The sequence below is a fragment of the Yokenella regensburgei ATCC 49455 genome, assembly GCF_000735455.1.
In the GTDB taxonomy this organism is placed as follows: Bacteria; Pseudomonadota; Gammaproteobacteria; order Enterobacterales; family Enterobacteriaceae; genus Yokenella; species Yokenella regensburgei.
Window position 1 is genome coordinate 87,280 of record NZ_JMPS01000067.1, and the last position, 21,295, is coordinate 108,574.

Below are 21,295 nucleotides of genomic sequence, written 5' to 3' on the forward strand. Positions count from 1 at the left end.
TCAGGGGCAGGCGTTTAGCCAGCCCCTGCCTGTTTACTGCACCTGCCAGACTCCCGTCGCGGCGGCTGCGGTGGTGTAGCGATTAAAATCGCGCGGTGCGCGGCCAAGCCCACGCTGCACGCCGTCGGTCAGCCGGGCGTTGCGCCCGTCCAGTACGGTGCTGAAGAGATAATCCAGCAGTGCCACCAGGTCTGCAGGCAGCTGCGCTTCACGCAGGTATGCCACATAATCTTCTACCGGTACCGGCTGATAGTGGATCTCACGCCCGCTCGCGGCGGCGATACGTGCGACGGCCTGCCTGAAGGTCAGCAGCTCCGGCCCGGTCAGTTCATACAGCGCGTTGCGATGCCCCGGCTGGGTGAGGGCGGCGATCGCCACTTCGGCAATGTCATCCGCATCCACGAACGGCTCCGGGATCTCATCCGGCGGCAGCACTACGGTGCCTTCCAGCAGCGAATCCAGAATAAAACTCTCGCTGAAGTTCTGCATAAACCAGCTCGCGCGCAGCACCGTCCAGTCGGCACCGCTTTGCTGAACCACCTGTTCTGCCTGCTGTGCTTCCTCTTCTCCGCGCCCGCTCAGCAGCACGATTTTCTCCACGCCGCCGTTCACCGCCTGGCGACAAAAGGCCTCGACGGTGGCCACCGCCCCCGGCACCGCCAGGTCGGGCTGATAGCTGAGATACACCTTTTTGACTCCCGCGAGGGCGGCAGGCCAGCTGGCGCTGTCTTCCCAGTCGAACGGAATGGCGGCGCCACGATGCCCCGGGCGCACTGCGAAGCCTGACTGCTGCAAACCTTCCACCACGCGACGACCTGTTTTGCCGGTGGCACCCAGAACCAGAATCGGTGAAGCACTTTCGTTACTGTTCATACCGTCTCTCCAGATGTGAGCATTGCTCATGTTCTTAAAATATGATAAACACTCATATTACTGTCAAGGTGGTTTTTTGGCCGGGTGAGGGGATGCTGATGAATGACAAGCAAAAAAAAATTACGCCGCTGAGGCGTAAGCCCAGCCAGACGCGCAGCCGCGAGAAGGTGAAGCTTATTCTCGAATGCGCGGTGGCGCTGATTGCGCGTCAGGGCAGCGATGCGATGCGCATGAGCGAAGTGGCGCAGAACGCCGGGATCTCCATCGGCGCGCTGTATCAGTACTTTCCTGATAAAACCGCGATCGTGCGGATGCTGGCGCAGCGCTATAACCAGGAAGCACGGGTGTGCATTGAGCAGGGGCTGGCGCAGGCCGAAACGCTGCCGCAGCTGATGGCCGCGTTTAATACTCTCATCGACGAATATTACGCGCTGTTTATCGCCGAACCGGTGATGCGTGACATCTGGGCGGCAACCCAGACCAGCCAGGCACTGCGGGAAGAAGAGGTGGCGGAGAGCCGTTTAAACGGGGCGCTGCTGGCGGCAGCGATCCTGCGCCTGCGGCCTGAGGCCCGCCGCGAACAGGTGGAGCAGGACGCCTTCCTGCTGATGCACCTCGGCGAAGCGACCATGCGGCTTGCGGTCAGCACTGGCCCGCAGGAGGGACAGGCGCTGGTGGAAAGCTATAAGCGAATGGCAGAAACGATGCTGGCGGAAACCGGAAGGTAACCGCCAGCGGTGAGATTACCCCACCTGAATCGGCGCGGTGGCTTCAAACAGCCACGGACGCGCGCTGCTCTCCACGCGCGGCGAGAGGGTTTCCCGCACCTGCAGGTGATAGTCGTTGATCCAGTGCTTCTCCTGAGAGTTCAACAGGTTGAAATCAACCTGGCTTAAGTCAATCGGGATAAGCGTCAGCGACGCAAAGCGGCAGAATCCCGGGCGTGAGGCGACAATCTCTACCTGGTTTTCAATGCGGATCCCGTACTGATCTGCCAGGTAGTAGCCCGGTTCGATAGTCATGATATTACCGGCGGTGAGCGGCCACGGACTGACCTTCTTCGCAATACGCTGTGGGCCTTCGTGGATAAGCAGCTGATGCCCCACGCCGTGCCCGGTGCCGTGGTCGAAATCGAGACCCAGCTCCCACAGCGGGCGGCGGGCGAAGGCGTCAAGCTGGTGGCCCTGCGTACCGTCCGGGAACTGCAGGGTGATGAGCGACAGGAAGCCCTTCAGCACCGCGGTATAGTGCAGACGGCGCTGCGGCTCCTGCGGGCCATAGGCCAGCGTACGGGTGGCGTCGGTGGTGCCGTTGCTGTACTGGCCGCCGGAGTCGTTCAGGTAGAAGTTAGCGCTGGTGATGGCGGCGTTGGTGGCTTCGCTTGAGTGGTAGTGGCACATAGCCGCGTTGCTCGCGGAGGCGGAAATAGTGCCGAAGCTCTGCTCGATAAACCCTTCCTGCTGTTCACGAAACGCCAGCTGTCTGGCCTGGGCCTCAAGCTCGGTCAGCGGGTTGCCCGCGGCTTCACGGGCCGGAACCTCATGCGCCAGCCAGGCCAGGAAATTCACCCACGCCGCGCCGTCTTTACGGTGGCTGTCGCGATAGCCTTCCAGCTCAACGTCGTTCTTGTGCGCCTTGATGAAGGTCACCGGGTCGTGCTGCCAGATAACGCTGCCGCCGTGTTCTTCCACCGCAAAGCGCAGGGCCACCGGCGAGTAGTCGGTATCGAGGCAGATATGTTTACCACGGGCGAGGGCGCTGAGGCGCGGCACAAAGTTGTCCATCGGCAGGATAGTGAGCGACGCGAGCAGGCTTTGCGGCAGGTTCACAGTTTTTTCCTCGTTGACGAACCACTCCACGTCGCCGTTGCGGCCGAGCAGCGCGAAGGAGAGCGTCACCGGGCTATGGGTGATATCCGCGCCGCGAATGTTCAGCAGCCATGCGATGTTGTCCGGCTGGGTGATGGCGAGGTAGTCTGCGCCGCTCTGCTCAAGCTCCACCGCGACCCGGGCGCGTTTGGCACTGCTGCTTTCGCCGCTGATGCTGTCCGGCATCAGGCGGAATGGGGCCTTTGGCGGTGCCGGGCGGTCGTGCCAGATGGCGTTGAACGGGCACTCGGCCAGCGGAACCAGCTCGCAGTGGGTCTCTTTCAGCTCTTCATACTGGCTGTTGACCATTAGCATCGGGTCAAAGGCAATACGGCTACCGGCAGGCACGAGGGTGTTGAGAAGCGCTTCCAGCGGCTCATTATGCAGATGGTGGATCTCCCAGGCGCTTAAATCCACCTCATTGCGCACCTGTACCTGATAGCGGCCATCAACAAAAATCAGCGCTTTGTCGCGCAGCACCAGCGCCTGCCCGGCAGAGCCGGTGAAACCGGTAAGCCAGGCCAGGCACTCGTCGTGCGGCGCGCTGTACTCACTTTGAAACGCATCGGCGCGGGGAACAATCATCCCGTCCAGATTCTGTGCCTGTAGCAGAGAACGCAGGGCGGAGAGCGGGCTCGTTGTTGTCATTATTTCTCCAGTGGATCAGCGGAACGGTGGTTCGTTAAAGGTACGTAATTTACGGGAATGCAGGCGTTCACCCTCGGCGCGCAGCAGATCGATGGCACGAATGCCAATCTGCAGGTGCTCGGAAATCGCGCCTTCATAGAAACGGTTAGCCTGGCCCGGGAGCTTAATCTCCCCGTGCAGCGGCTTATCAGAGACGCACAGCAGGGTGCCGTAGGGGACGCGGAAGCGATAACCCTGAGCGGCGATGGTGGCGCTTTCCATATCGATTGCTACCGCGCGGCTCAGGTTAAAGCGTAGCGCCGAGGCCGAGTAGCGCAGCTCCCAGTTGCGATCGTCGGTAGTCACCACGGTGCCGGTGCGCAGACGCTGTTTGACCTCTTCGCCCGGCATGCCGCTGACCTGTTTGGTGGCGTCGTACAGCGCGCGCTGCACTTCGGCGATGCTCGGAATCGGGATATCCGGCGGCAGCACGGCATCCAGTACGTGGTCGTCGCGCAGATACGCGTGCGCCAGCACGTAATCGCCAATCATCTGGCTCTCACGCAGGCCGCCGCAGTGGCCAATCATCAGCCAGACGTCCGGGCGCAGCACCGCCAGATGGTCACAGATCGTTTTCGCGTTCGCCGGACCCACGCCGATGTTAACCAGAGTGATACCCTGACCGTCTTTGGTGATGAGGTGCCAGGCGGGCATCTGGTGTTTCTTCCACGCCAGATCGGAAATCGCCTGTTCGGGGGCTTCGGTTTCAGCGGTTATCCAGATCCCTCCGGCGCAGGAAAGCGCAATGTACGGACTCTCCGGATCGAGGATCTGGTTACAGCCCCAGCGCACGAACTCGTCGACGTAGCGGGTGTAGTTGGTGAACAGTACGAACGGCTGGAAATGCTCGACCGGCGTGCCGGTATAGTGGCGCAGGCGCGCCAGCGAGAAATCAACGCGGCGGGCATCAAAATGCGACAGCGGATAGAACTCACCCGGATGGAACAGGCCATCTGCCGTTTCATCGCCAATCTGTGAGAGTTCGGTGGTCGGGAAATGGCGGGTCAGCCCGGCGCTCATCGAGCGGTCAAGGGCCAGCGTTGAGCCATCAATCACATACGGGTAGGGGATCTCGTGCTGAGAAAGCCCGACGGAAATGTGCGCGCCGTAGTCCTGATACAGCAGGTTTAACTGCTCAGCGAGATAGGCGCGAAACAGCGCAGGGTGGGTGATGGTCGTGGTGTAGCACCCGGCGTGGGTGAAGCGGGCGAAGGCGCGGGTTTTTTGCGCGCTGCCGGCGGAGCCATCCCAGGAGACGGAGAGCTCAGGGTAGACAAACAAACCGCGGGCGCGGGCGTCGGCGTCCGGCAGGGTGCTGTGATTAATGTAGTCGCCGATGGCGCTACGCAGCGCACTGACCGATTTATCATACAGCGCTTCGAGTTGTTCCAGCGCTTGCTCAGGGGTCAGACTGGCACCCAATGTGTTCATCATTCACTCCTTGTTTTCAGCTGTGCTGCTCTACCGATAGTATGTCAGCGGCGGGCGAAACAAAAGCTGAGAGAAGGAAGAATCAGAAAAGGCGAATCAGCCCGACAGAGGAGGTTATCGGGCCTGAAAAGTGAGTGGAAATTATTGCTCTGGCGCGGTTTCTGCCAGGTTTGTTTTCTCTTTTTCCAGCAGCCGTGAAGCCAGTACGCCGGACATCATCGAGCCGTTGACGTTAAGCGCGGTACGCGCCATATCCACCACCGGTTCAATGGCGATAAAAATCCCCACCAGCGCCACCGGGAAGTTGAGCGTCGAGAGCACAATCAGCGCGGCAAAAGTACCGCCACCGCCGACGCCCGCCACGCCAATCGAGCCCAGCGCAATGGCGGGCAGCATGGCGGCGAGGAAGGTGAGAGACAGCGGATCGATACCAATAGTCGGCGCAATCATCGCCACCATCACTGCCGGATAGATCCCCGCACAGCCGTTCTGCCCCATGCTGGAGCCAAACGATGCGGCGATATTGGCAATGGTATTTGGCACCCCGCATTTTTCCTGGGCGGCGATCGCCAGCGGAATAGACGCGGCGCTGCTGCGGGAGACAAACGCAAAGGTCAGCGCGGGCCACACGGTTTTGTAATACTGCACCGGGTTCTTCCCGGCGAGGATCAGCAGAATGCCGTGGACAATAAACATCATCAGCACCGCCAGGTAACAGGCACCGATAAAGCCGAGCAGGCTGGCGAACTGCTCCAGGCGATAGGTGGAGAACACCTTCGCCATCAGCGCCATCACCCCGTACGGTGTTAACGCAATGACGATGCGCACCATTTTCATCACCCAGAACTGCACCGCGTTGATCCCGGCGCTCAGTCTGGCACCTTCTTCCGGCGCCTCTTTTTTCACCTTCAGCAGCGCGACGCCCGCAAGCAGGGTAAAGATGACGATCCCGATAACCGAAACGCTGCGCGCCCCGGTCAGATCAAGAAACACGTTGGTCGGGATAAGCGAGGTAATCAGCTTCGGCAGCGATACCGCCCCGGTTTTAGCAACATCATCGGCGGTGAGCGTTGACTGTAAATGCGCAAACGCGCTGGCATCAAGGCCGATGGTGTGGGCGGTCAGCAGGCCGATAAACCCGGCCACCATCACCAGGCACAGCATACAGCCCACGATGGTCAGCGACATTTTGCCGATCCCGGCGCTGTTTTCGAGCTTGTTAATAGCGGAGAGAATCGAAATAAAGATAAGCGGGATCGCGACTAGCTTCAGCAGATTCACATAGCCGTTGCCGACAACGCTGTACCACTCAATAACCGACTGGTTGTGCTCCATCGGCAGCAGATGCAGAGAAAGCCCCAGCAGGGCACCGAGGAAAATGGCGATAAAAACGCTTTTTGAGAGAGACGCGCTGCGCTTGTCGATTTTGTACACGCCGTAGCAGCAAACAAGGAAGACCGCGATATACGCGAGAGTGATGAACATAGATGTAGCCTCTTGCCCCATTCAGCACCTGAAATGCCGGAAAGAGATTGTTTTCATTGAAGTAAACCTGAGCTGCAAACCAGCGTCAGAACCGCCAGGGATTATAAGGCGTTAAATTTCAATTCACTATCAATAGCAGGGATATTATGCGGAAAATTGTAACGAAGGGCGCATTTTCGGAGGCTAATAGCAAGCCGCATGGCGGGTAAGGGCACCTGTTACCTGTCACCACCACCCTGCACTTATGCGAGCCGTCACGCAAAACGATGAGTCGTTTTCAGCTTCTGTCATCAATGGCTGGAATGCGCTATCCATTTGCCAAAAATGCCACATGCACTTCCTCAGTCGAGTCGTCATTATCCCTGTTATCGATTTGCATCTATATAGCTTGTGATCTATATTGTCGGGAGGACTTGTGTGGGAGATTAAAACTACGGATTGGTTTGACGGTTGGTTTAGTGCGCTTTGTGCAACCGATCGGACTTGTGTACTGGCGGCATTACTTGTATTGCGCGAAAAGGGACCAGGATTGCCCAGACCTTATGCCGATACGCTCAAAGGTTCCCGCTACGGCAACATGAAAGAGTTGCGTGTTCAAAGCCGGGGCGATCCGATACGAGTATTTTTTGCCTTCGATCCCTATCGGACCGGTATTTTGCTTTGTGCTGGTAACAAGGCCGGTAATGAAAAACGTTTTTATGACCAGATGATCCCGCTTGCCGACCGGGAATTTACAGATTATCTGAATACGTTAGTTGACCAGGAGTAACACAATGGGCAGAACGCTCGAACAGCTTCTTGTGGATGAAAAACCGGATGTCGTGGCCGATGCACAGGCGATGGCGGTGGACATGCTGCTCAACATCCATCTTGCCGAACTGCGAGAGAAAGTGCAGAAAACGCAGGTAGAAATGGCGGAAACCTTAGGTATCCGGCAGCCTACCGTCGCCAGCATGGAAAAACCGGGGCGCGATCTAAAACTGTCTACGCTCAAACGCTATGTTGAGGCAGCAGGCGGTAAGCTACGTCTTGACGTGGAGTTGCCGGACGGCTCTCACTACGGCTTTGCTTTATAAATACGCGAGAATAGAAAAAGCCCGCTTAAATTTCTCTAAGCGGGTTTCTGTTGCCGTCAGCTTAGTGCCAGACGTGGGCAATGATGCTGGTTATGTGTGGAAAGTCAAAGCTACCTGTAGGCAGCTTTGATAAAGCGAAAGCAGCAATACTATAAATTCGTTTTTATTAGATAGTGCCTTTGTGAGCCTATTTTAGGGAAGTCAGGTAATGACATTTGAAGTATATAACCCTGTTTTTCATAAAAAGGGAGAGCCTGGAAGCTAAAGGTATCTACAAGTCCATGAACACATCCTTTCCGCAAACCTTCTTTTTCAGCCACATCCATAAGTTTGCTCCCCAAACCGCTGCTCCTTGCAGATTCACTTACCCAAAGATAGTCGATGCAGAGCCACGGACCTTTTCTGTCAGCAATTAACCCGCCTACCATTTCACCGCTTTCGTTTCTGCAGTAGACCCCAAGCTGCCCATTTTTACTAAAATCGATGAACTGAGCATTGTAGCTTCTTAATCCGGTTAATAGTTCTTCTTTATCATATTCAGTAACTTGATGTGTGATTTGAATGTCCATACATATCCAATTGAACAAGTTTGCATCTGGAACTTAATGTTATAAATAAGTTAATAAAATATTTCAATGGAAGGTTTGTATTTAATTCTGGGGGGCAGGTCACGTCCGCTTCTCGCTCTCAGGTGATCTTACAACACTTCAACAGTTCGGCGTCATGTCGAAGCAGAAGTAGCTTACATCATGCTGTATTTACATATGAGATGCAGGCATATTTCACAGCTAATTTCATACATTACTTGCATGATTAATTTATACTATTGTAATATTCATCACTTGAATATCGTTTCTCAATTTTTGCTTTGTAATAATAACTTCCCATTAACTTATCGTTTAACTAAGCGCCCTCTGAGAATAAAATAAATAACAACAAGGAAAAATGTGAATATTTATATAAATGAAGAAAACATTGAAGACATTCTACAAGTAGAACACGTTATCACTGAAGCATTTGGCTCAAGAGAGGAAGCTGACCTGGTCAGCGCATTGCGCGATGATTCTGGCTGGATATCGGCTCTTTCTTTGGTTGCAAAAGATGAAAAGGGCAATATTGTCGGACACGCACTGTGTACACGATCAAGCATTGGTACACATCCTTCCCTGACGCTCGCACCTGTTGCAGTTCTTCCTGAGCACCAAGGAAAGGGCATTGGTTGCGACCTTATTAAGGCATGCATTGATATCGGCAGGAAGATGGGGGAAAAAACGATGACTGTTCTTGGGCATCCGGGCTATTACCCACGTTTTGGCTTTGAACAAGCTTCAATATACGGAGTAACTTGTAGTCTGAGCGCGGGCCCTGATGAAGCAAAAATGATAATGGCTTTGGACGAAACCCCAATCCCTACCGGGGAGATGGGGTTTTGCAAACCGATGTCCGATGCAGTTAAGGCGTATCAGCCACACGATGAGTAACCATCTGTATACATTCAGCTTTAAAACTGCCGTTCAATTTGAGCGGCATTTTTAACTTGCACAGCTTTAGCCCCCATTCTTCAGGCTGACAAATATAACGTAAGACCATCGTTCAACGTAGATAACGTCCGCTCTTCGCTCGTTGCGGGCTTAGCTGTCCTTCTACCCGACAGCTAAGCGCTATGAACGGACGTCGTTCAAATTCCATTGCATTAATACATTCGCTGCCGTGAGTGGTCAGCTATGATTTCCGGCGAAGGCCAGTCCTTCATCTTCCCATCCCGTCAGTCCTCCAATCATTATCTTTACCGGCAGGCCAAGCTGAGCCAGCTTCAGTGCGGCCCGGTCAGCGCCGTTGCAGTGTGGCCCGGCGCAGTAGACGACAAACAGCGTCTCTTTTGGCCATTTATTCATCGTCTCTGCGGTAATCATTTTGTGTGGTAAATGAATGGCGTTGGGAAGATGGCGACGGGTAAAGGTTTCCTCGCTGCCAACAACATGCAGCAGCACGAAATCCATTTCCCCTGCATTCATGGCGGCGTTGACATCAGAGCAGTCTGTTTCGGTGCTAAGGCGGCGGGAAAAATGGTCGATCGCTTCAGAAGCACTGGCGGTAGGGGTTGCTGTTACTGTACTCATGGTATTCCTTCTCGTGGTGGTCTGGTGTAGTGTGTTACGTCTTATCTCACCAGATATCCGCTAACTCCACCGCCGCCAACCATGACAGAAATCGCCAGGATTGTGACAACAGCTTCCCGCCCACTGGTCGTCGTTCTGGCTTACGACGGACTATGTACCTTTGAATTTGGCGTTGCCGTAGAGATCTTCGGTCTGCCACGTCCTGAACTGAGGGAAAACTGGTATCGCTTTGCTGTCGCTTCTATTGATGAAGGCGAATTGCGGGCCACTGGCGGGATCAGAGTGGTGGTGGATGGTGGCTACGAGTTACTGGAGCAGGCGGATATGCTGGTCGTCCCCGGTTGGCGCGGAGTACAAACCCCGGTACCTGAAGCACTTTGCATTGCGCTGAGCCAGGCTCACCAACGCGGTTGCCGCATTATGTCTATCTGCTCTGGCGTATTTGTCCTTGCCGCCGCGGGTCTGTTGAACGGACGAAAGGCAACAACACACTGGCGGTATACCGAAGCGCTACAGCAGCGTTACCCGGAAATCGACGTCGTGAATGATGTGCTGTACGTCGGTGATGACAATTTGATGACATCCGCGGGCAGCGCTGCCGGTATCGACCTTTGTCTGCACGCCGTGCGCTGTGACTACGGCCTGGAAATCGCCAATAACGTGGCGCGCCGACTGGTTATCCAGCTTCATCGTGATGGCGATCAGTCGCAGCAGATAGCGCATCCTGTCGCCCGCGCTCGGGAAAGCCGGCGTCTGGGTTTATTGTTTGACTGGCTGCAAACACATATCGCCGAGCCGCATACCTTAGAAATCATGGCGAATCGTGCAGGTATGAGTCCACGCACCTTGCAGCGCCGTTTTCAGGAAGCTACGGGGCTGACCCCAGCCCAATGGTTGCTTGAGGAACGCCTTAAGCGTGTGCAGCTGGCATTAAGAAGTAGCCGCCTGAGTATTGAACACATTGCAGAACAAAACGGGTTTGGTACCGCGGGCACACTCCGGCATCACTTCCAGAAACGATTTACCCTCAGCCCGCAAGCCTGGCGCAAACAGTTCAGGTCAGAGCGTTAACTCACTGAGTCTGGGATCCTGCGCTCTTGTCCGGCGGATAATGCCATCTTAAGGTTTTCTTCATCTTATTGAACCCCTCGGTTGCGGTTCAGGATTTTTATTGCAGCAATGTTGCCATTCGCCCTATTTCACACTGTTGTGTGGAAATTAAAATCATTATCATTATAACTATCATGTCGATGTGCTTTAATCCGCTCGCTACGCATTCAGGTGTTATGTAATCATTTCTATAAAGGATTAACGTATGAAGTTTGGTTTATCATCCCTTTGCTCCATTGCGGTGCTGACCTCATCTGTTTTGTTAACACCGTTCGCGAGTGCCGCGGACAGCAGCGGTGGGCTTGTGGTTTACAACGCCCAGCATGAAAATCTGGTGAAGTCATGGGTCGACGGCTTCACTAAAGAAACCGGCATCAAAGTGACGCTGCGTAACGGCGGCGACAGCGAGCTGGGCAACGCTCTGGTGCAGGAGGGCAGCGCGTCACCCGCTGACGTTTTCCTGACCGAGAACTCACCGGCGATGGTGCTGGTGGATAATGCAAAACTGTTTGCCCCGCTGGATCAAGCGACCCTGGACCAGGTGACTCCGGCATTTCGCCCGCAGCACGGGCGCTGGATTGGTATCGCGGCGCGTAGCACGGTCTTCGTCTATAACCCTGCGAAACTGAACGAATCTCAGCTGCCAAAATCGTTGATGGATCTGGCGAAGCCAGAGTGGAAAGGGCGCTGGGCGGCCTCTCCATCCGGTGCGGATTTCCAGGCTATCGTCAGCGCAATGCTGGCGCTGAAAGGCGAGCAGGCGACGCTGGAATGGCTGAAAGCGATGAAAACTAACTCTGTCGCCTATAAAGGCAACAGCACGGTGATGAAAGCGGTGAACGCGGGTCAGATTGATGGCGGGGTGATTTACCACTACTACCGCTTTGTTGACCAGGCGAAAACCGGTGAAAACAGCAAAAATACCCAGCTGCACTACTTCAAACACCAGGATCCTGGCGCCTTCGTCAGCATTTCCGGTGGCGGCGTGCTGGCTTCCAGCAAGCATCAGCAGCAGGCGCAGGCCTTCGTGAAGTACATCACCAGCAAAGCCGGGCAGGACAGTCTGCGTACCAACGATGCATTTGAATATGCGGTAGGCGTGAATGCGGCGTCTAACCCGAAGCTGGTTCCACTGAAGGATCTGGACGCGCCAAAAGTTGAGCCTTCAACACTCAATAACAAAAAAGTCATTGATTTGATGACGCAAGCTGGCCTTCTTTAATTGATGTAGTGGTGAGTGCCTGATGTCAGTAGTCAATATTACCCACGCGCCTGGCGTTCGGCGGCGTGGGGTGCAGCGCCGCCCGGCGTTGACGATGATTTTACTTGCAATACTGTTCTCGCTGTTCTCGCTGATCCCACCCGCCTTTGTGGTGGTAATGGGGTTTGACACCGGCTGGGAAACGGCCAGGGCACTCATTTTCCGCCCGCGTGTTGCTGAGCTTCTCAGCAACACGCTGCTGTTGGTGATTATTTCCGTTCCGCTCTGTGTGCTGGTTGGCGTTATGCTGGCCTGGCTTACCGAAAGAACGACCCTTGCCGGACGCCGCGTCTGGTCGGTTCTGGCCGTTGTGCCGCTGGCGATCCCGGCCTTTGTGCAAAGCTATGCCTGGGTCAGCGCGGTGCCATCCCTTCACGGTTTAGGCGCCGGGGTTTTTCTCTCGGTACTGGCCTATTACCCATTTATTTATCTCCCTGTCTCTGCGGTATTGCGCCGCCTCGACCCGACGCTGGAAGATGTCGCTGCGTCGTTAGGCACGCCGCCGTGGGCGGTCTTTTTCCGTATCGTCCTGCCGCAGCTGAAGCTGGCTGTCTGGGGCGGTGCCCTGCTGGTCACACTGCATCTGCTGGCCGAATACGGCCTGTATGCGATGATCCGCTTTGATACTTTCACCACCGCTATTTACGATCAGTTCCAGTCAACCTTCAGCGGCCCGGCGGCGAATATGCTGGCGGGCGTACTGGCGCTCTGTTGCCTGGTGTTCCTGACGCTTGAGGGGACCACGCGCGGTAAAGCGCGTTATGCCCGCGTGGGCTCGGGGTCGCCCCGCGAGCAGCACCGCTTGCAACTGAACCTGCCGCTGAGCGTGGTGGGGCAGCTTTTCTCGCTGACGGTGCTGATGCTGGCATTAGTCGTGCCGCTGGCGGTGCTGTGTCGCTGGCTATGGCTGGGCGGCGTTGCAAACTGGACGCATGCCGATCTCTGGCTGTCATTGCGCCAGACCATCATGCTGGCCTCCGGCGGCGCGTTGCTGATTATCCTGGCGGGGATCCCGGTCACCTGGCTGACGGTGCGTTATCCGCGTCCGCTGTTCCGCGCGCTTGAGGCATGTAACTACTTCACCAGTTCGCTGCCGGGGATTGTGGTGGCGCTGTCGCTGGTGACGGTGACCATCCACTACATGCGTCCGGTTTATCAAACGGAGTTCACCCTCTTTCTGGCCTATCTGCTGATGTTTATGCCGCGCGGCCTGGTGAATCTGCGCGCAGGTATCGCTCAGGCTCCCCTGGAGCTGGAAAATGTTGCCCGTAGTTTGGGCAAAACCCAGGCCAGCGCCATCTGGGGGATCACGATACGTCTGGCCGCGCCAGGCGTGGCCGCCGGCGGTGCGCTGGTGTTCCTCGGCATTACCAACGAACTCACGGCTACGCTGCTGCTTTCACCGCTGGGAACCAGAACGCTCTCCACCGGATTCTGGGCGCTGACCAGTGAAATCGATTATGTCGCCGCGGCGCCTTACGCACTGTTGATGGTGCTTATCTCGCTGCCGCTGACCGGACTTCTGTATGTGCAGTCGCAAAAATTAGCGGGCCTGTAAGATGATTGAATTAACGAATATTTCCAAGAAATTTGGCCAGACGTCGGTGCTGGAAAATCTGAATCTCACGGTGATGCCGTCGTCCCGCACGGTGATCGTCGGGCCTTCCGGTTCGGGTAAGACCACCTTGCTGCGCATCCTCGCCGGGTTTGAATCACCGGACAGCGGGCAAATCATTCTTAATGGCAGAACGCTGTTTGACGAGCACACCTTTATTCCGGCGCATCAGCGTGGGATCGGCTTTGTGCCGCAGGAAGGGGGGCTGTTCCCGCATATGAAAGTGGGCGACAACATTGCCTACGGTTTGAAGGGAACAAAACAGGAAAACCAGCGCCGGGTGGCAGAGCTGATGGATCTGGTCTCCCTGCGTCATGAACTGGCGGGTCACTGGCCGCATGAGATCTCCGGTGGTCAGCAGCAACGCGTGGCGCTGGCCCGCGCGCTGGCGCAAGAGCCGGCGCTGATGCTGCTGGATGAACCCTTCTCTGCGCTGGATACCGGGCTGCGCGCCGCCACGCGCAAAGCCACGGCAGATTTGCTGGACGAAGCGGGGGTGGCGTCGATTCTGGTCACCCACGACCAGCAGGAGGCACTCTCCTTTGCCAGCCAGATTGCGGTTATTCGTGAAGGACGTTTTGCCCAGGTTGGCTCGCCGATGGAGGTTTATTCACAGCCGGTGGATGAAGCCACGGCGCTATTTCTCGGCGATGCGCTGATTTTCCGGGCGCAGGTGAGCGGTGGGGTGGCGAACTGCGAGCTGGGCACCCTCCCGGTGGATAACCCTGCCGCCCTGGGTGAAAAACGTATCATGCTGCGCCCTGAACAGGTGGTGATTACGCCCTGCAAGCCCGGCGGCGATCCGACCCAGGCCGTGACCATCACCGATGTCGATTTCACCGGATACCTGTCAACGCTGACACTCGGCTCCCCGGCGTGGCCAGGAGGGTTGCAGGTGAAAACGGTCAGCCAGCAAAGATGGCAGGTGAATATGGCGGTGGTGCTGAGGGTAGAGGGTTCTGCTTGTGTGTTAGGGAGTTAATGACCGGTTACACCCGTACGCCAGTGTTTTGTCCGCTTCGTGCCAGGAGGGGACATTACAGATATGGCCGCGCGGTGTCACTTGCGGGGGTTACATGATTTACCTGTAATCAAGTGCAATAGCAAACGGGCAAATATTCTTGAGGCTGCGGGGAAGTGCAGCCTCAGTGATATGACTGTGGAAAGCGGTTTATTATTTCTTTGCTGCTCGAATCAGGCCGTCAAGCCATTCCTGATGACCATTAAGCATTGGGTTCGGGCGGGTATTTGCCAGATCTTTTGCCGGGACTCCGTTCTGTGTTTCCTGCGTTAGGATACGGACCCTGTGACCGGAAAGGTCCTCCAGTAGCCACGCATGATGGACATCGAGTCGTTGAGCGGTATCTTTTTCACCGGCCCATCCGTGCCATGCCAGACGAGCAGGTTTACCTTCAGAAGGTGGAACAAACTCCACAACCTGAGCTTCAACTGGGAAACCAAACGTGCTGAAGTAGAAGCGAACCCCATTTTCCAATTCTGGACCTTTGTTGTCATAAAAGCGCACATCGGCGGAATTTTTATAGTATTCCGGCCATAGCAATGGCTGACTCAGTAGCGGCCAGACATCATTGACGTTCAGACCTGAGATGATCATTTCATTAGAAACAAAGTTATCGGTAAAACCCGGAACAAAGCCTTCTGGCCAGTTAATCGCGTTCATCAATTTCTCCCATTGCGATAGTGAATTGCACTGCGTGTGCCGTTACGGCAACAACGTGATGGCAGTGATTATTGGCGCAATGGAGTTATAAGACTAATTGTCATTACTTATATTCTTAATAAGATAAATTATATCAGGGGCCAGGGTGTTGGCTAACTTCTACGCATAAAGCACGAATCCACTGATGACCCGGGTCACGATGGGTTCGTTCATGCCAGGCCATGCTCTTGGTAAAACCAGGTACTTTCAGGGGCAAAGGGAGAATGATGAGATCGTTGTTAGTCAGGACCATGCGGTGAGGCACAACGGCAATCATGTCGGTCAATCGCAATATATCCGGTATCACTTGAAAACTATTAACCGACATGCCCACTCGTCGTGTCAGATTGAGCTGAACCAGTGCTTCATCTGTTACACCGGTAAAGTGACCTTCTGTCGACACCAGAATATGTTCCTGCTTGCAGAATTGTTCGAGCGTCATTTCCGAATTCGCTGCCAGAGGATGATGACTTCGCGCTACGCAGACATACGCTTCTTCATAGAGCGATCTTCCGTGCAGGTCATCGGGGGTTGTTTGCGGAGTAACCAAAGCAAGATCCACTTCGCCCCGAGACAACTGCTGATACATTCGCTCATTGTCCACAGGCCGCACGGCAATTTTAATATGCGGCGCACGTTGTTTCAGCGCAGCCATCAACGGAACGACAACGGCCTTAAGCGCATAGTCCGTTGCGACGATGGTATAAGTCAGTTCCGCCGTCATGGGATCAAATTGCATTGGTTTCAGCAGGATAGCGATATCGGTGAGGATTTGTTTTACCGGCATAGCAAGTTCGTTGGCCCGCAGAGTGGGGACCATACCGTGACTGGTGCGAACAAAGAGTGGATCGCCAAAATAATCACGCAAGCGGGTAAGCATACCACTGACGGCAGGCTGCGTCAGGGAGAGCCGCTGTGCAGCCCGAGTCACGCTTCCCTCATCCAGTAACGCATTAAGTGCCTTAAGAAGGTTAAGGTCGAGGGTTCTGATATCATTTTTCATAATGAACTAGCCTGACAGATATTAAAATTTTAATTCAGGCTAAATGCTCGGGAAAAGGTTGTCTAGAAGGTTTGCGAGTGTTTTCCTTTTGGGGGAACTTCCATTTCTGGATGGTAAGCCTTGTACGGATAAGTCCGCTGTTCGCTCACAGCGGACATCCTACTTCTGAATCTGCTCTGTCCGCTCCGTATCAGGAGCGGACGTTATGCTAATCGATGATCAGATGCTTCGGCTGGATCTTACGCTTAGCCAGTTTCTTTTGCAGAATGATAACGATAATGGGGAACCCTGATGCGGAAATTGCGCATACCGCCAGCAACGTGTTCATATTTTGTGGTGCAATGACATGTCCAGGTAACAGGAAAGCGGACAGGAAAAATGCAACCGTTGTAACCAGATACATGATGGATGTCTGTAGTGAAGAGAATCCCGCTCGGTGCCTGTCATCAGGAAACTGAATGGTCACCGCCGAAGAGGACACCAGACGACTGTATGATGCAGCAAGAAAAACAGTAATAAATAGCCCCGCATGCGGATAGCCCAGAATGGGGATTAACAAACTCAGTATAAAGACGATGGTTGACCCGGTAGCCAGAGTCAAAGCAGAGCAACGGGAAGTTAACGCGCCTGTCATTTTTGTAGATAGGTACCCCGTCACGCCCCCGGCGAAAAACAGCCAGGGCAACAGCTCTTGAGACGCGCCCAGCAGCTGGGTCATTAATGGTACCAGAACAGGAATGACCAGCATCGGGCTAAACTGCACCAGCGCATTACCGGAAGCGAACAGCAACGTATCAACGTCGAGAGGCAGTGCGTGGGGGGTATCGAAAGAGACCGGGTCCTGAGGGATGATGGAAACAATCAGTGGCAATGCCAAAAGGCACAGGGTACTGATTAACCACAAAGCGACATGCCAGCCGTAATGAGCACACAAAAATAATATCGTGGGCATGCCGACAATACTTACCATCGAAAATGATGCAATGATCGTCGCCAGCATTCTTCCGCGCAGGTTAGCCGGTGCGTGGTTTATTAATATACTGATACCCACCCCCATTGTTGTGCCTCCGACTAATCCCGCACAGAATCGTAGCGTAAGCAGAAGGCTAAAGCTGGAAGTGAATGTCGTCAAAAGCGTCAGCAGGCCGAGTAGTGCCATATTGGCGATTAGAAAACGTTTCTTGTTGAAACGAGAAATCCAGTAAAAGGCGATAATTCCCGACAGGACTGCCCCGGAGGTGTACATGCCGGATACGTAGCCTGAGTATGATACGGGAACGGCGAAGTCTGCTGCCATAAAAGCAAAAATAGGGTTGAACATCATATATTCCAGTGCATTGGTGAACTGGATAAAAGCCATGACAACGGCTATCCGGATGAGGACTTTAGGGTTAAACGTGGTTGTGACCAGTGGCATAGCAAGCAACCTGTGGATGAAAGATATCCGAGTTTAACCGCTATCAATGCTGTTCATTAGATGGTAAAAATGGCACTTATTATTATCATTTATGGGATAGTTAATGCGACCGGCACTTGATTTTAATACCCTGAAAGTGTTCATTGCTGTGGTTGAAAGAGAAAGTTTTGTGGGGGCATCGAAAGTCCTTGAAATGCCGACATCAAACGTGAGTCGTTGTATTGCTCAGTTAGAAGACAAACTGAACCTTCAGCTTATAGAGCGCAGTACCCGACATATGAAACTCACCCAGGCGGGACACCTGCTCTATACCCGGGCGAAGCCATTACTGGAGGCGCTTGAGCAGACTGAAACAGAATTAACGCTGCGGCAAATGCAGCTCAAGGGCCCATTGCGTCTTTGTATTCCCAGTGAAATAGGTCCTGCATTGCTGGGTTCTGTTTTCGCCGATTTCGCCTGTCAGTACCCGGATCTGGAAATAAGCTGCGTCACAAATTTGTCTGGTTTTGAATCCCTGAGAGATGATCTGGATTTAGCTATTATTGTTAGTCGTGGTCAAATGGATGACAGTGACTACATAGCCCGCCATCTGGTGACTATCCCTTGTACCATCGTTGCAGCCCCCTCCGTGATTCAGCGCTATGGCATCCCTTCTCGTATACAGCAATTTGAGGAATTACCCTGTATTACAACGGTCAGTGCACTTAAAGGTGCCCCCTGGCAGTTTGTGAATAAAAAAGGGGGATTCGAGACGATTAAGGTTAAAGGGCATTATCGGGTCAACAGCGGAGAGATGGCGGGGCGAGCGGCGGTAGCAGGAGTCGGTTTTGCCATTCTATCTAAACAAGCCTGCCAGCCTTACATTAACGATGGAAGGTTGATGGAGGTTGAGTTTGAGCAATCGCCAGCCCCCTTGCAATTGTTTGCCCTTTATTCTAATCGGCGTTATTTGCCCGCTAAAACACGAGCGCTGATTGATTTCATCCAGCAGACATTGAGCAATACATCGTTAGCCACATAAGGCGGCATGGAATGGCCACAGAGAAGGGCGCCATAAGAAATAGATATTAGACAAAGAAATTGACGCTTGTTTTTATGTTAACCATAGCCCGCCAATTTCTCTGAGAACTCTCATGTTTATAATTAAAATCGACGATCTCTCGCATCCGGCAGTGCAGGCGTTAGTGGCCTATCATATTTCCGGCATGCTGGAACAGTCTCCGCCAGAAAGCAGTCATGCGCTGGATGTTCAAAAACTGCGCGATCCGGCAGTGATATTCTGGTCAGCATGGGAAGGTGAACAGCTCGCGGGAATTGGTGCACTGAAGATGCTTGACGATCGGCACGGTGAGCTGAAATCAATGCGTACTGCGCCAGATTTTTTACGTCGCGGTGTCGCAAATCAGTTTTTATTGCATATCATGCAGGTTGCGCATGCAAACGGCCTGCAGCGTCTGAGTTTAGAAACGGGGACACAGCCAGGGTTTGCTGCCTGCCATCAACTTTATCTCAAGCACGGTTTCGTTGACTGCGAGCCGTTTGCCGATTATCAGCCCGATCCAAACAGCCGTTTTATGACCCTGGTTTTACGTAATCCAGCCCCGAAATCCTGTTGAGCAGTAACTTGCTATGTATCATTTTTGAGTGTCCTTCAGCGACCATTCCTCTGTATTTTATATCACCGTGACAATCGGTTCTGGAGCTGCCGACTCTTTGACCAGACGGTCTGGAGGCCTGTGCTTTACTTTCGATCTCATTCCGATTGTTGTTTGTGGGGGGACGTTTTTACTTCGACAGTTATGACGATCATGGAAAAAGCCAGAGGCTTGATGAGCTGGTGAAAGTTATAGCTTTCTGTGCAGGTAAACCGTGTTCTATATCTAAATTGGCGCCTGAAACTATATCAATTTATGGGGCAGGGCCACTCTGGCACGCATTATGCTTATATTTAAGCAACTATGTATAGTTTAATGCTATCCAGGAGCCTTCTATGAAAAATGACATTTCTTTTGATTTGCGAATGCCTGTCGAAATGGCAAAAGTTGCAGAACAGGCCGGGGTCTATAAAGTTTCGAAAAAGAAAGGCATTACCTTCTTTTTGGCGGTAACTGCAGGAGTGTTTATTGCAATCGCTTTTGTATTTTATATCACCGTGACCACTGGTGCTGGCCCGACGGACTCGCTGACCAAACTGGCTGGTGGCCTGTGCTTTACACTCGGTCTCATTCTGGTCGTTGTATGTGGGGCTGATCTTTTTACTTCGACAGTTATGACGATCATGGCAAAGGCCAGCGGCTTAATAAGCTGGCGACAATTAATCATCAACTGGACTATCGTGTATTTTGGTAATCTTGTAGGAGCGCTTTTTTTTGTATTACTCATCTGGTTTTCTGGACAAATAATGAGTAGCAACGGCTTGTGGGGGCTTAACGTTCTGCAAACTGCCGATCATAAAATGCATCATACGTTTGTTGAAGCTGTTTGCCTGGGTACGTTATGCAATTTAATGGTCTGTCTTGCCATCTGGATGAGTTACTCAGGTCATACGCTAACTGACAAAATCATTGCGATGCTGCTACCTATAGGGATGTTCGTTGCCAGTGGTTTTGAGCACAGTATCGCAAATATGTTTATTATACCCTTAGGAGTTATGATACGTAACTTTGCGCCTGCTGCGTTCTGGAACATGACGCAGACTACAGCAAATAATTTTCCGGCGCTGACGGTACAAAATTTCATTACAGATAATCTCATTCCGGTAACGATTGGTAATATTATTGGCGGCGGAATTCTGGTCAGTATTACTTACTGGATAATCTATTTACGGGAGCAAAAACACTGAAATTTTTCACATCTAACCATCAGTGGTGCAGCACGGCGCCAGGAGGCCGTGCTGCAGGCCCTCACTAATGCCGAGACCCTTATTTACGCCGTGGCATTAGCCGTCGTTCCTCAGCTTTCATCCATTCGTTCTTGCCTATAGTACTGTATATATATTGCCCCTGACCACGCCCGTCATGCCGGCCAACTATTTCATAATCATTTTTTTAAGTGAAGCGACTACTTGTTCTGCAGCCTGGTCCTCGACATCAACTTTCTACGTTTCCAGTAAGTTATACAACTTTGGCCGAGAAAGTGCTCGAGGTATAATATCAACTTTGCAAATGCCACAAGATATATCTTTTAAATTTCGAGTCATTATCCCTACGAAACATCACGGGATGTCCCTGTTGTCGCATAACCTGAGACTACTTAAAAAACGGGCTTTGTATATGATATTCTCATTCATTGGCAGGATGAGCATATCGGAAGCGGTATAAATCCGAATGGCACGACCAGACCAGGTATTTACACCACTTACTGTCGAGAGAAATTATTTCACTTTCGGTATTACATTCTGTATTACTCTGAAAATAGTGCATACATTAAAATATGGAAATTCAGGGTCAGGGTGTTGACGTCTGGTTGTTCATTAAGCAATTGATTTTATTGATTTAATATAACTAACTTTAAGTGTGCTTTGAATCATTATTGATAATTAATTCAGGAGTTAATAACGTAATGTGAAAGTGGTCACAATATAGCACGTATTGCATGCTATAAGGTCTGCTTGTAGTATTAAGTCTCGA

General features: G+C 53.1%; 20 protein-coding genes. 11 read left to right on the forward strand and 9 right to left on the reverse strand.

Features of this window, described 5'->3' with window-relative positions; all coding sequences use genetic code 11:
- Positions 1–33: 33 nt before the first annotated feature.
- The gene (locus tag GYRE_RS16135; RefSeq protein ID WP_038256626.1) at positions 34–873 is read right to left on the reverse strand and encodes an NmrA family NAD(P)-binding protein; all 840 of its coding nucleotides are present in this window, start codon (positions 871–873) and stop codon (positions 34–36) included.
- A 98-nt stretch (positions 874–971) separates the two neighbouring features.
- Between GYRE_RS16135 and GYRE_RS16140 the strand changes: the two genes are divergently transcribed.
- On the forward strand, positions 972–1,601 hold the full coding sequence (locus tag GYRE_RS16140) for a TetR/AcrR family transcriptional regulator (RefSeq protein WP_038256692.1): 630 nt from the start codon (positions 972–974) through the stop codon (positions 1,599–1,601).
- A 15-nt stretch (positions 1,602–1,616) separates the two neighbouring features.
- Here GYRE_RS16140 and GYRE_RS16145 read toward each other — a convergent pair whose 3' ends face one another.
- The 3 genes from GYRE_RS16145 to GYRE_RS16155 all read right to left on the reverse strand — a co-directional run bounded on the left by GYRE_RS16145 (position 1,617) and on the right by GYRE_RS16155 (position 6,344).
- The gene (locus GYRE_RS16145) at positions 1,617–3,389 is read right to left on the reverse strand and encodes an aminopeptidase P family protein (RefSeq protein WP_038256628.1); all 1,773 of its coding nucleotides are present in this window, start codon (positions 3,387–3,389) and stop codon (positions 1,617–1,619) included.
- 15 nt (positions 3,390–3,404) lie between these two features.
- The gene (locus GYRE_RS16150; RefSeq protein ID WP_038256631.1) at positions 3,405–4,859 is read right to left on the reverse strand and encodes an AMP nucleosidase; all 1,455 of its coding nucleotides are present in this window, start codon (positions 4,857–4,859) and stop codon (positions 3,405–3,407) included.
- A 141-nt stretch (positions 4,860–5,000) separates the two neighbouring features.
- Positions 5,001–6,344 carry a cation:dicarboxylate symporter family transporter gene (locus GYRE_RS16155; protein WP_038256633.1) on the reverse strand — a complete coding sequence of 448 codons (1,344 nt, stop codon included), beginning with the start codon at positions 6,342–6,344 and terminating at the stop codon, positions 5,001–5,003.
- A 415-nt stretch (positions 6,345–6,759) separates the two neighbouring features.
- On the opposite strand from GYRE_RS16155, the gene GYRE_RS16160 reads away from it, so the two are divergent.
- Both GYRE_RS16160 and GYRE_RS16165 read left to right on the forward strand, forming a co-directional pair.
- Positions 6,760–7,113 (forward strand): type II toxin-antitoxin system RelE/ParE family toxin, encoded by a 354-nt coding sequence (locus GYRE_RS16160; protein ID WP_038256634.1) that lies wholly within the window; start codon positions 6,760–6,762, stop codon positions 7,111–7,113.
- 4 nt (positions 7,114–7,117) lie between these two features.
- Complete coding sequence (locus GYRE_RS16165; protein ID WP_006820658.1) at positions 7,118–7,420, forward strand: helix-turn-helix domain-containing protein; 303 nt, start codon at positions 7,118–7,120, stop codon at positions 7,418–7,420.
- A 149-nt stretch (positions 7,421–7,569) separates the two neighbouring features.
- Here the strand turns inward: GYRE_RS16165 and GYRE_RS16170 are convergent, their stop codons facing one another.
- Positions 7,570–7,989, reverse strand: coding sequence for a GNAT family N-acetyltransferase (locus GYRE_RS16170; RefSeq protein ID WP_038256636.1), 420 nt, complete (start codon positions 7,987–7,989; stop codon positions 7,570–7,572).
- Positions 7,990–8,367: 378 nt separating this feature from the next.
- Here GYRE_RS16170 and GYRE_RS16175 point away from each other — a divergent pair, with 378 nt between their 5' ends.
- Positions 8,368–8,901: a GNAT family N-acetyltransferase gene (locus GYRE_RS16175; RefSeq protein WP_006820656.1), complete on the forward strand. Its 534-nt coding sequence runs from the start codon at positions 8,368–8,370 to the stop codon at positions 8,899–8,901.
- A gap of 237 nt (positions 8,902–9,138) precedes the next feature.
- Here the strand turns inward: GYRE_RS16175 and GYRE_RS16180 are convergent, their stop codons facing one another.
- Positions 9,139–9,540, reverse strand: a complete 402-nt coding sequence (locus GYRE_RS16180; RefSeq protein WP_038256637.1) for a rhodanese-like domain-containing protein — start codon at positions 9,538–9,540, stop codon at positions 9,139–9,141.
- 81 nt (positions 9,541–9,621) lie between these two features.
- On the opposite strand from GYRE_RS16180, the gene ftrA reads away from it, so the two are divergent.
- The 4 genes from ftrA (at position 9,622) to GYRE_RS16200 (ending at position 14,508) form a co-directional block, all read left to right on the forward strand.
- A complete protein-coding gene (gene ftrA / locus GYRE_RS16185) occupies positions 9,622–10,611 on the forward strand; it encodes a transcriptional regulator FtrA (RefSeq protein WP_038256638.1) in 990 nt (329 codons plus the stop codon).
- A 244-nt stretch (positions 10,612–10,855) separates the two neighbouring features.
- The gene (locus GYRE_RS16190) at positions 10,856–11,872 is read left to right on the forward strand and encodes an iron ABC transporter substrate-binding protein (protein WP_038256641.1); all 1,017 of its coding nucleotides are present in this window, start codon (positions 10,856–10,858) and stop codon (positions 11,870–11,872) included.
- A 94-nt stretch (positions 11,873–11,966) separates the two neighbouring features.
- A complete protein-coding gene (locus GYRE_RS16195; RefSeq protein WP_112471382.1) occupies positions 11,967–13,469 on the forward strand; it encodes an ABC transporter permease in 1,503 nt (500 codons plus the stop codon).
- A 1-nt stretch (position 13,470) separates the two neighbouring features.
- Positions 13,471–14,508: an ABC transporter ATP-binding protein gene (locus GYRE_RS16200; protein ID WP_038256645.1), complete on the forward strand. Its 1,038-nt coding sequence runs from the start codon at positions 13,471–13,473 to the stop codon at positions 14,506–14,508.
- A gap of 192 nt (positions 14,509–14,700) precedes the next feature.
- Here GYRE_RS16200 and GYRE_RS16205 read toward each other — a convergent pair whose 3' ends face one another.
- From GYRE_RS16205 to GYRE_RS16215, 3 genes are all read right to left on the reverse strand, one after another.
- Positions 14,701–15,207, reverse strand: coding sequence for an SRPBCC family protein (locus GYRE_RS16205; RefSeq protein WP_006820650.1), 507 nt, complete (start codon positions 15,205–15,207; stop codon positions 14,701–14,703).
- Between the two features lie 133 nt (positions 15,208–15,340).
- Positions 15,341–16,249: a LysR family transcriptional regulator gene (locus GYRE_RS16210; RefSeq protein WP_038256647.1), complete on the reverse strand. Its 909-nt coding sequence runs from the start codon at positions 16,247–16,249 to the stop codon at positions 15,341–15,343.
- 208 nt (positions 16,250–16,457) lie between these two features.
- Positions 16,458–17,666, reverse strand: coding sequence for an MFS transporter (locus GYRE_RS16215; RefSeq protein WP_038256650.1), 1,209 nt, complete (start codon positions 17,664–17,666; stop codon positions 16,458–16,460).
- Between the two features lie 103 nt (positions 17,667–17,769).
- Between GYRE_RS16215 and GYRE_RS16220 the strand changes: the two genes are divergently transcribed.
- The 3 genes from GYRE_RS16220 (at position 17,770) to focA (ending at position 20,508) form a co-directional block, all read left to right on the forward strand.
- On the forward strand, positions 17,770–18,687 hold the full coding sequence (locus GYRE_RS16220) for a LysR family transcriptional regulator (protein WP_038256653.1): 918 nt from the start codon (positions 17,770–17,772) through the stop codon (positions 18,685–18,687).
- Positions 18,688–18,799: 112 nt separating this feature from the next.
- Positions 18,800–19,282: a GNAT family N-acetyltransferase gene (locus tag GYRE_RS16225; RefSeq protein ID WP_038256655.1), complete on the forward strand. Its 483-nt coding sequence runs from the start codon at positions 18,800–18,802 to the stop codon at positions 19,280–19,282.
- 374 nt (positions 19,283–19,656) lie between these two features.
- Positions 19,657–20,508: a formate transporter FocA gene (gene focA, locus GYRE_RS16230; RefSeq protein WP_006820641.1), complete on the forward strand. Its 852-nt coding sequence runs from the start codon at positions 19,657–19,659 to the stop codon at positions 20,506–20,508.
- The last annotated feature ends 787 nt before the right edge of the window (positions 20,509–21,295 follow it).

What these genes read in the sequence shown, in the direction of transcription:
- GYRE_RS16135 (WP_038256626.1), bottom strand. Translation starts at nt 873, where the DNA reads ATGAACAGTAACGAAAGTGCTTCACCGATTCTGGTTCTGGGTGCCACC.
- GYRE_RS16140 (WP_038256692.1), top strand. Translation starts at nt 972, where the DNA reads ATGAATGACAAGCAAAAAAAAATTACGCCGCTGAGGCGTAAGCCCAGC.
- GYRE_RS16145 (WP_038256628.1), bottom strand. Translation starts at nt 3,389, where the DNA reads ATGACAACAACGAGCCCGCTCTCCGCCCTGCGTTCTCTGCTACAGGCA.
- GYRE_RS16150 (WP_038256631.1), bottom strand. Translation starts at nt 4,859, where the DNA reads ATGAACACATTGGGTGCCAGTCTGACCCCTGAGCAAGCGCTGGAACAA.
- GYRE_RS16155 (WP_038256633.1), bottom strand. Translation starts at nt 6,344, where the DNA reads ATGTTCATCACTCTCGCGTATATCGCGGTCTTCCTTGTTTGCTGCTAC.
- GYRE_RS16165 (WP_006820658.1), top strand. Translation starts at nt 7,118, where the DNA reads ATGGGCAGAACGCTCGAACAGCTTCTTGTGGATGAAAAACCGGATGTC.
- GYRE_RS16170 (WP_038256636.1), bottom strand. Translation starts at nt 7,989, where the DNA reads ATGGACATTCAAATCACACATCAAGTTACTGAATATGATAAAGAAGAA.
- GYRE_RS16180 (WP_038256637.1), bottom strand. Translation starts at nt 9,540, where the DNA reads ATGAGTACAGTAACAGCAACCCCTACCGCCAGTGCTTCTGAAGCGATC.
- ftrA (WP_038256638.1), top strand. Translation starts at nt 9,622, where the DNA reads ATGACAGAAATCGCCAGGATTGTGACAACAGCTTCCCGCCCACTGGTC.
- GYRE_RS16190 (WP_038256641.1), top strand. Translation starts at nt 10,856, where the DNA reads ATGAAGTTTGGTTTATCATCCCTTTGCTCCATTGCGGTGCTGACCTCA.
- GYRE_RS16195 (WP_112471382.1), top strand. Translation starts at nt 11,967, where the DNA reads ATGATTTTACTTGCAATACTGTTCTCGCTGTTCTCGCTGATCCCACCC.
- GYRE_RS16200 (WP_038256645.1), top strand. Translation starts at nt 13,471, where the DNA reads ATGATTGAATTAACGAATATTTCCAAGAAATTTGGCCAGACGTCGGTG.
- GYRE_RS16205 (WP_006820650.1), bottom strand. Translation starts at nt 15,207, where the DNA reads ATGAACGCGATTAACTGGCCAGAAGGCTTTGTTCCGGGTTTTACCGAT.
- GYRE_RS16210 (WP_038256647.1), bottom strand. Translation starts at nt 16,249, where the DNA reads ATGAAAAATGATATCAGAACCCTCGACCTTAACCTTCTTAAGGCACTT.
- GYRE_RS16215 (WP_038256650.1), bottom strand. Translation starts at nt 17,666, where the DNA reads ATGCCACTGGTCACAACCACGTTTAACCCTAAAGTCCTCATCCGGATA.
- GYRE_RS16220 (WP_038256653.1), top strand. Translation starts at nt 17,770, where the DNA reads ATGCGACCGGCACTTGATTTTAATACCCTGAAAGTGTTCATTGCTGTG.
- GYRE_RS16225 (WP_038256655.1), top strand. Translation starts at nt 18,800, where the DNA reads ATGTTTATAATTAAAATCGACGATCTCTCGCATCCGGCAGTGCAGGCG.
- focA (WP_006820641.1), top strand. Translation starts at nt 19,657, where the DNA reads ATGAAAAATGACATTTCTTTTGATTTGCGAATGCCTGTCGAAATGGCA.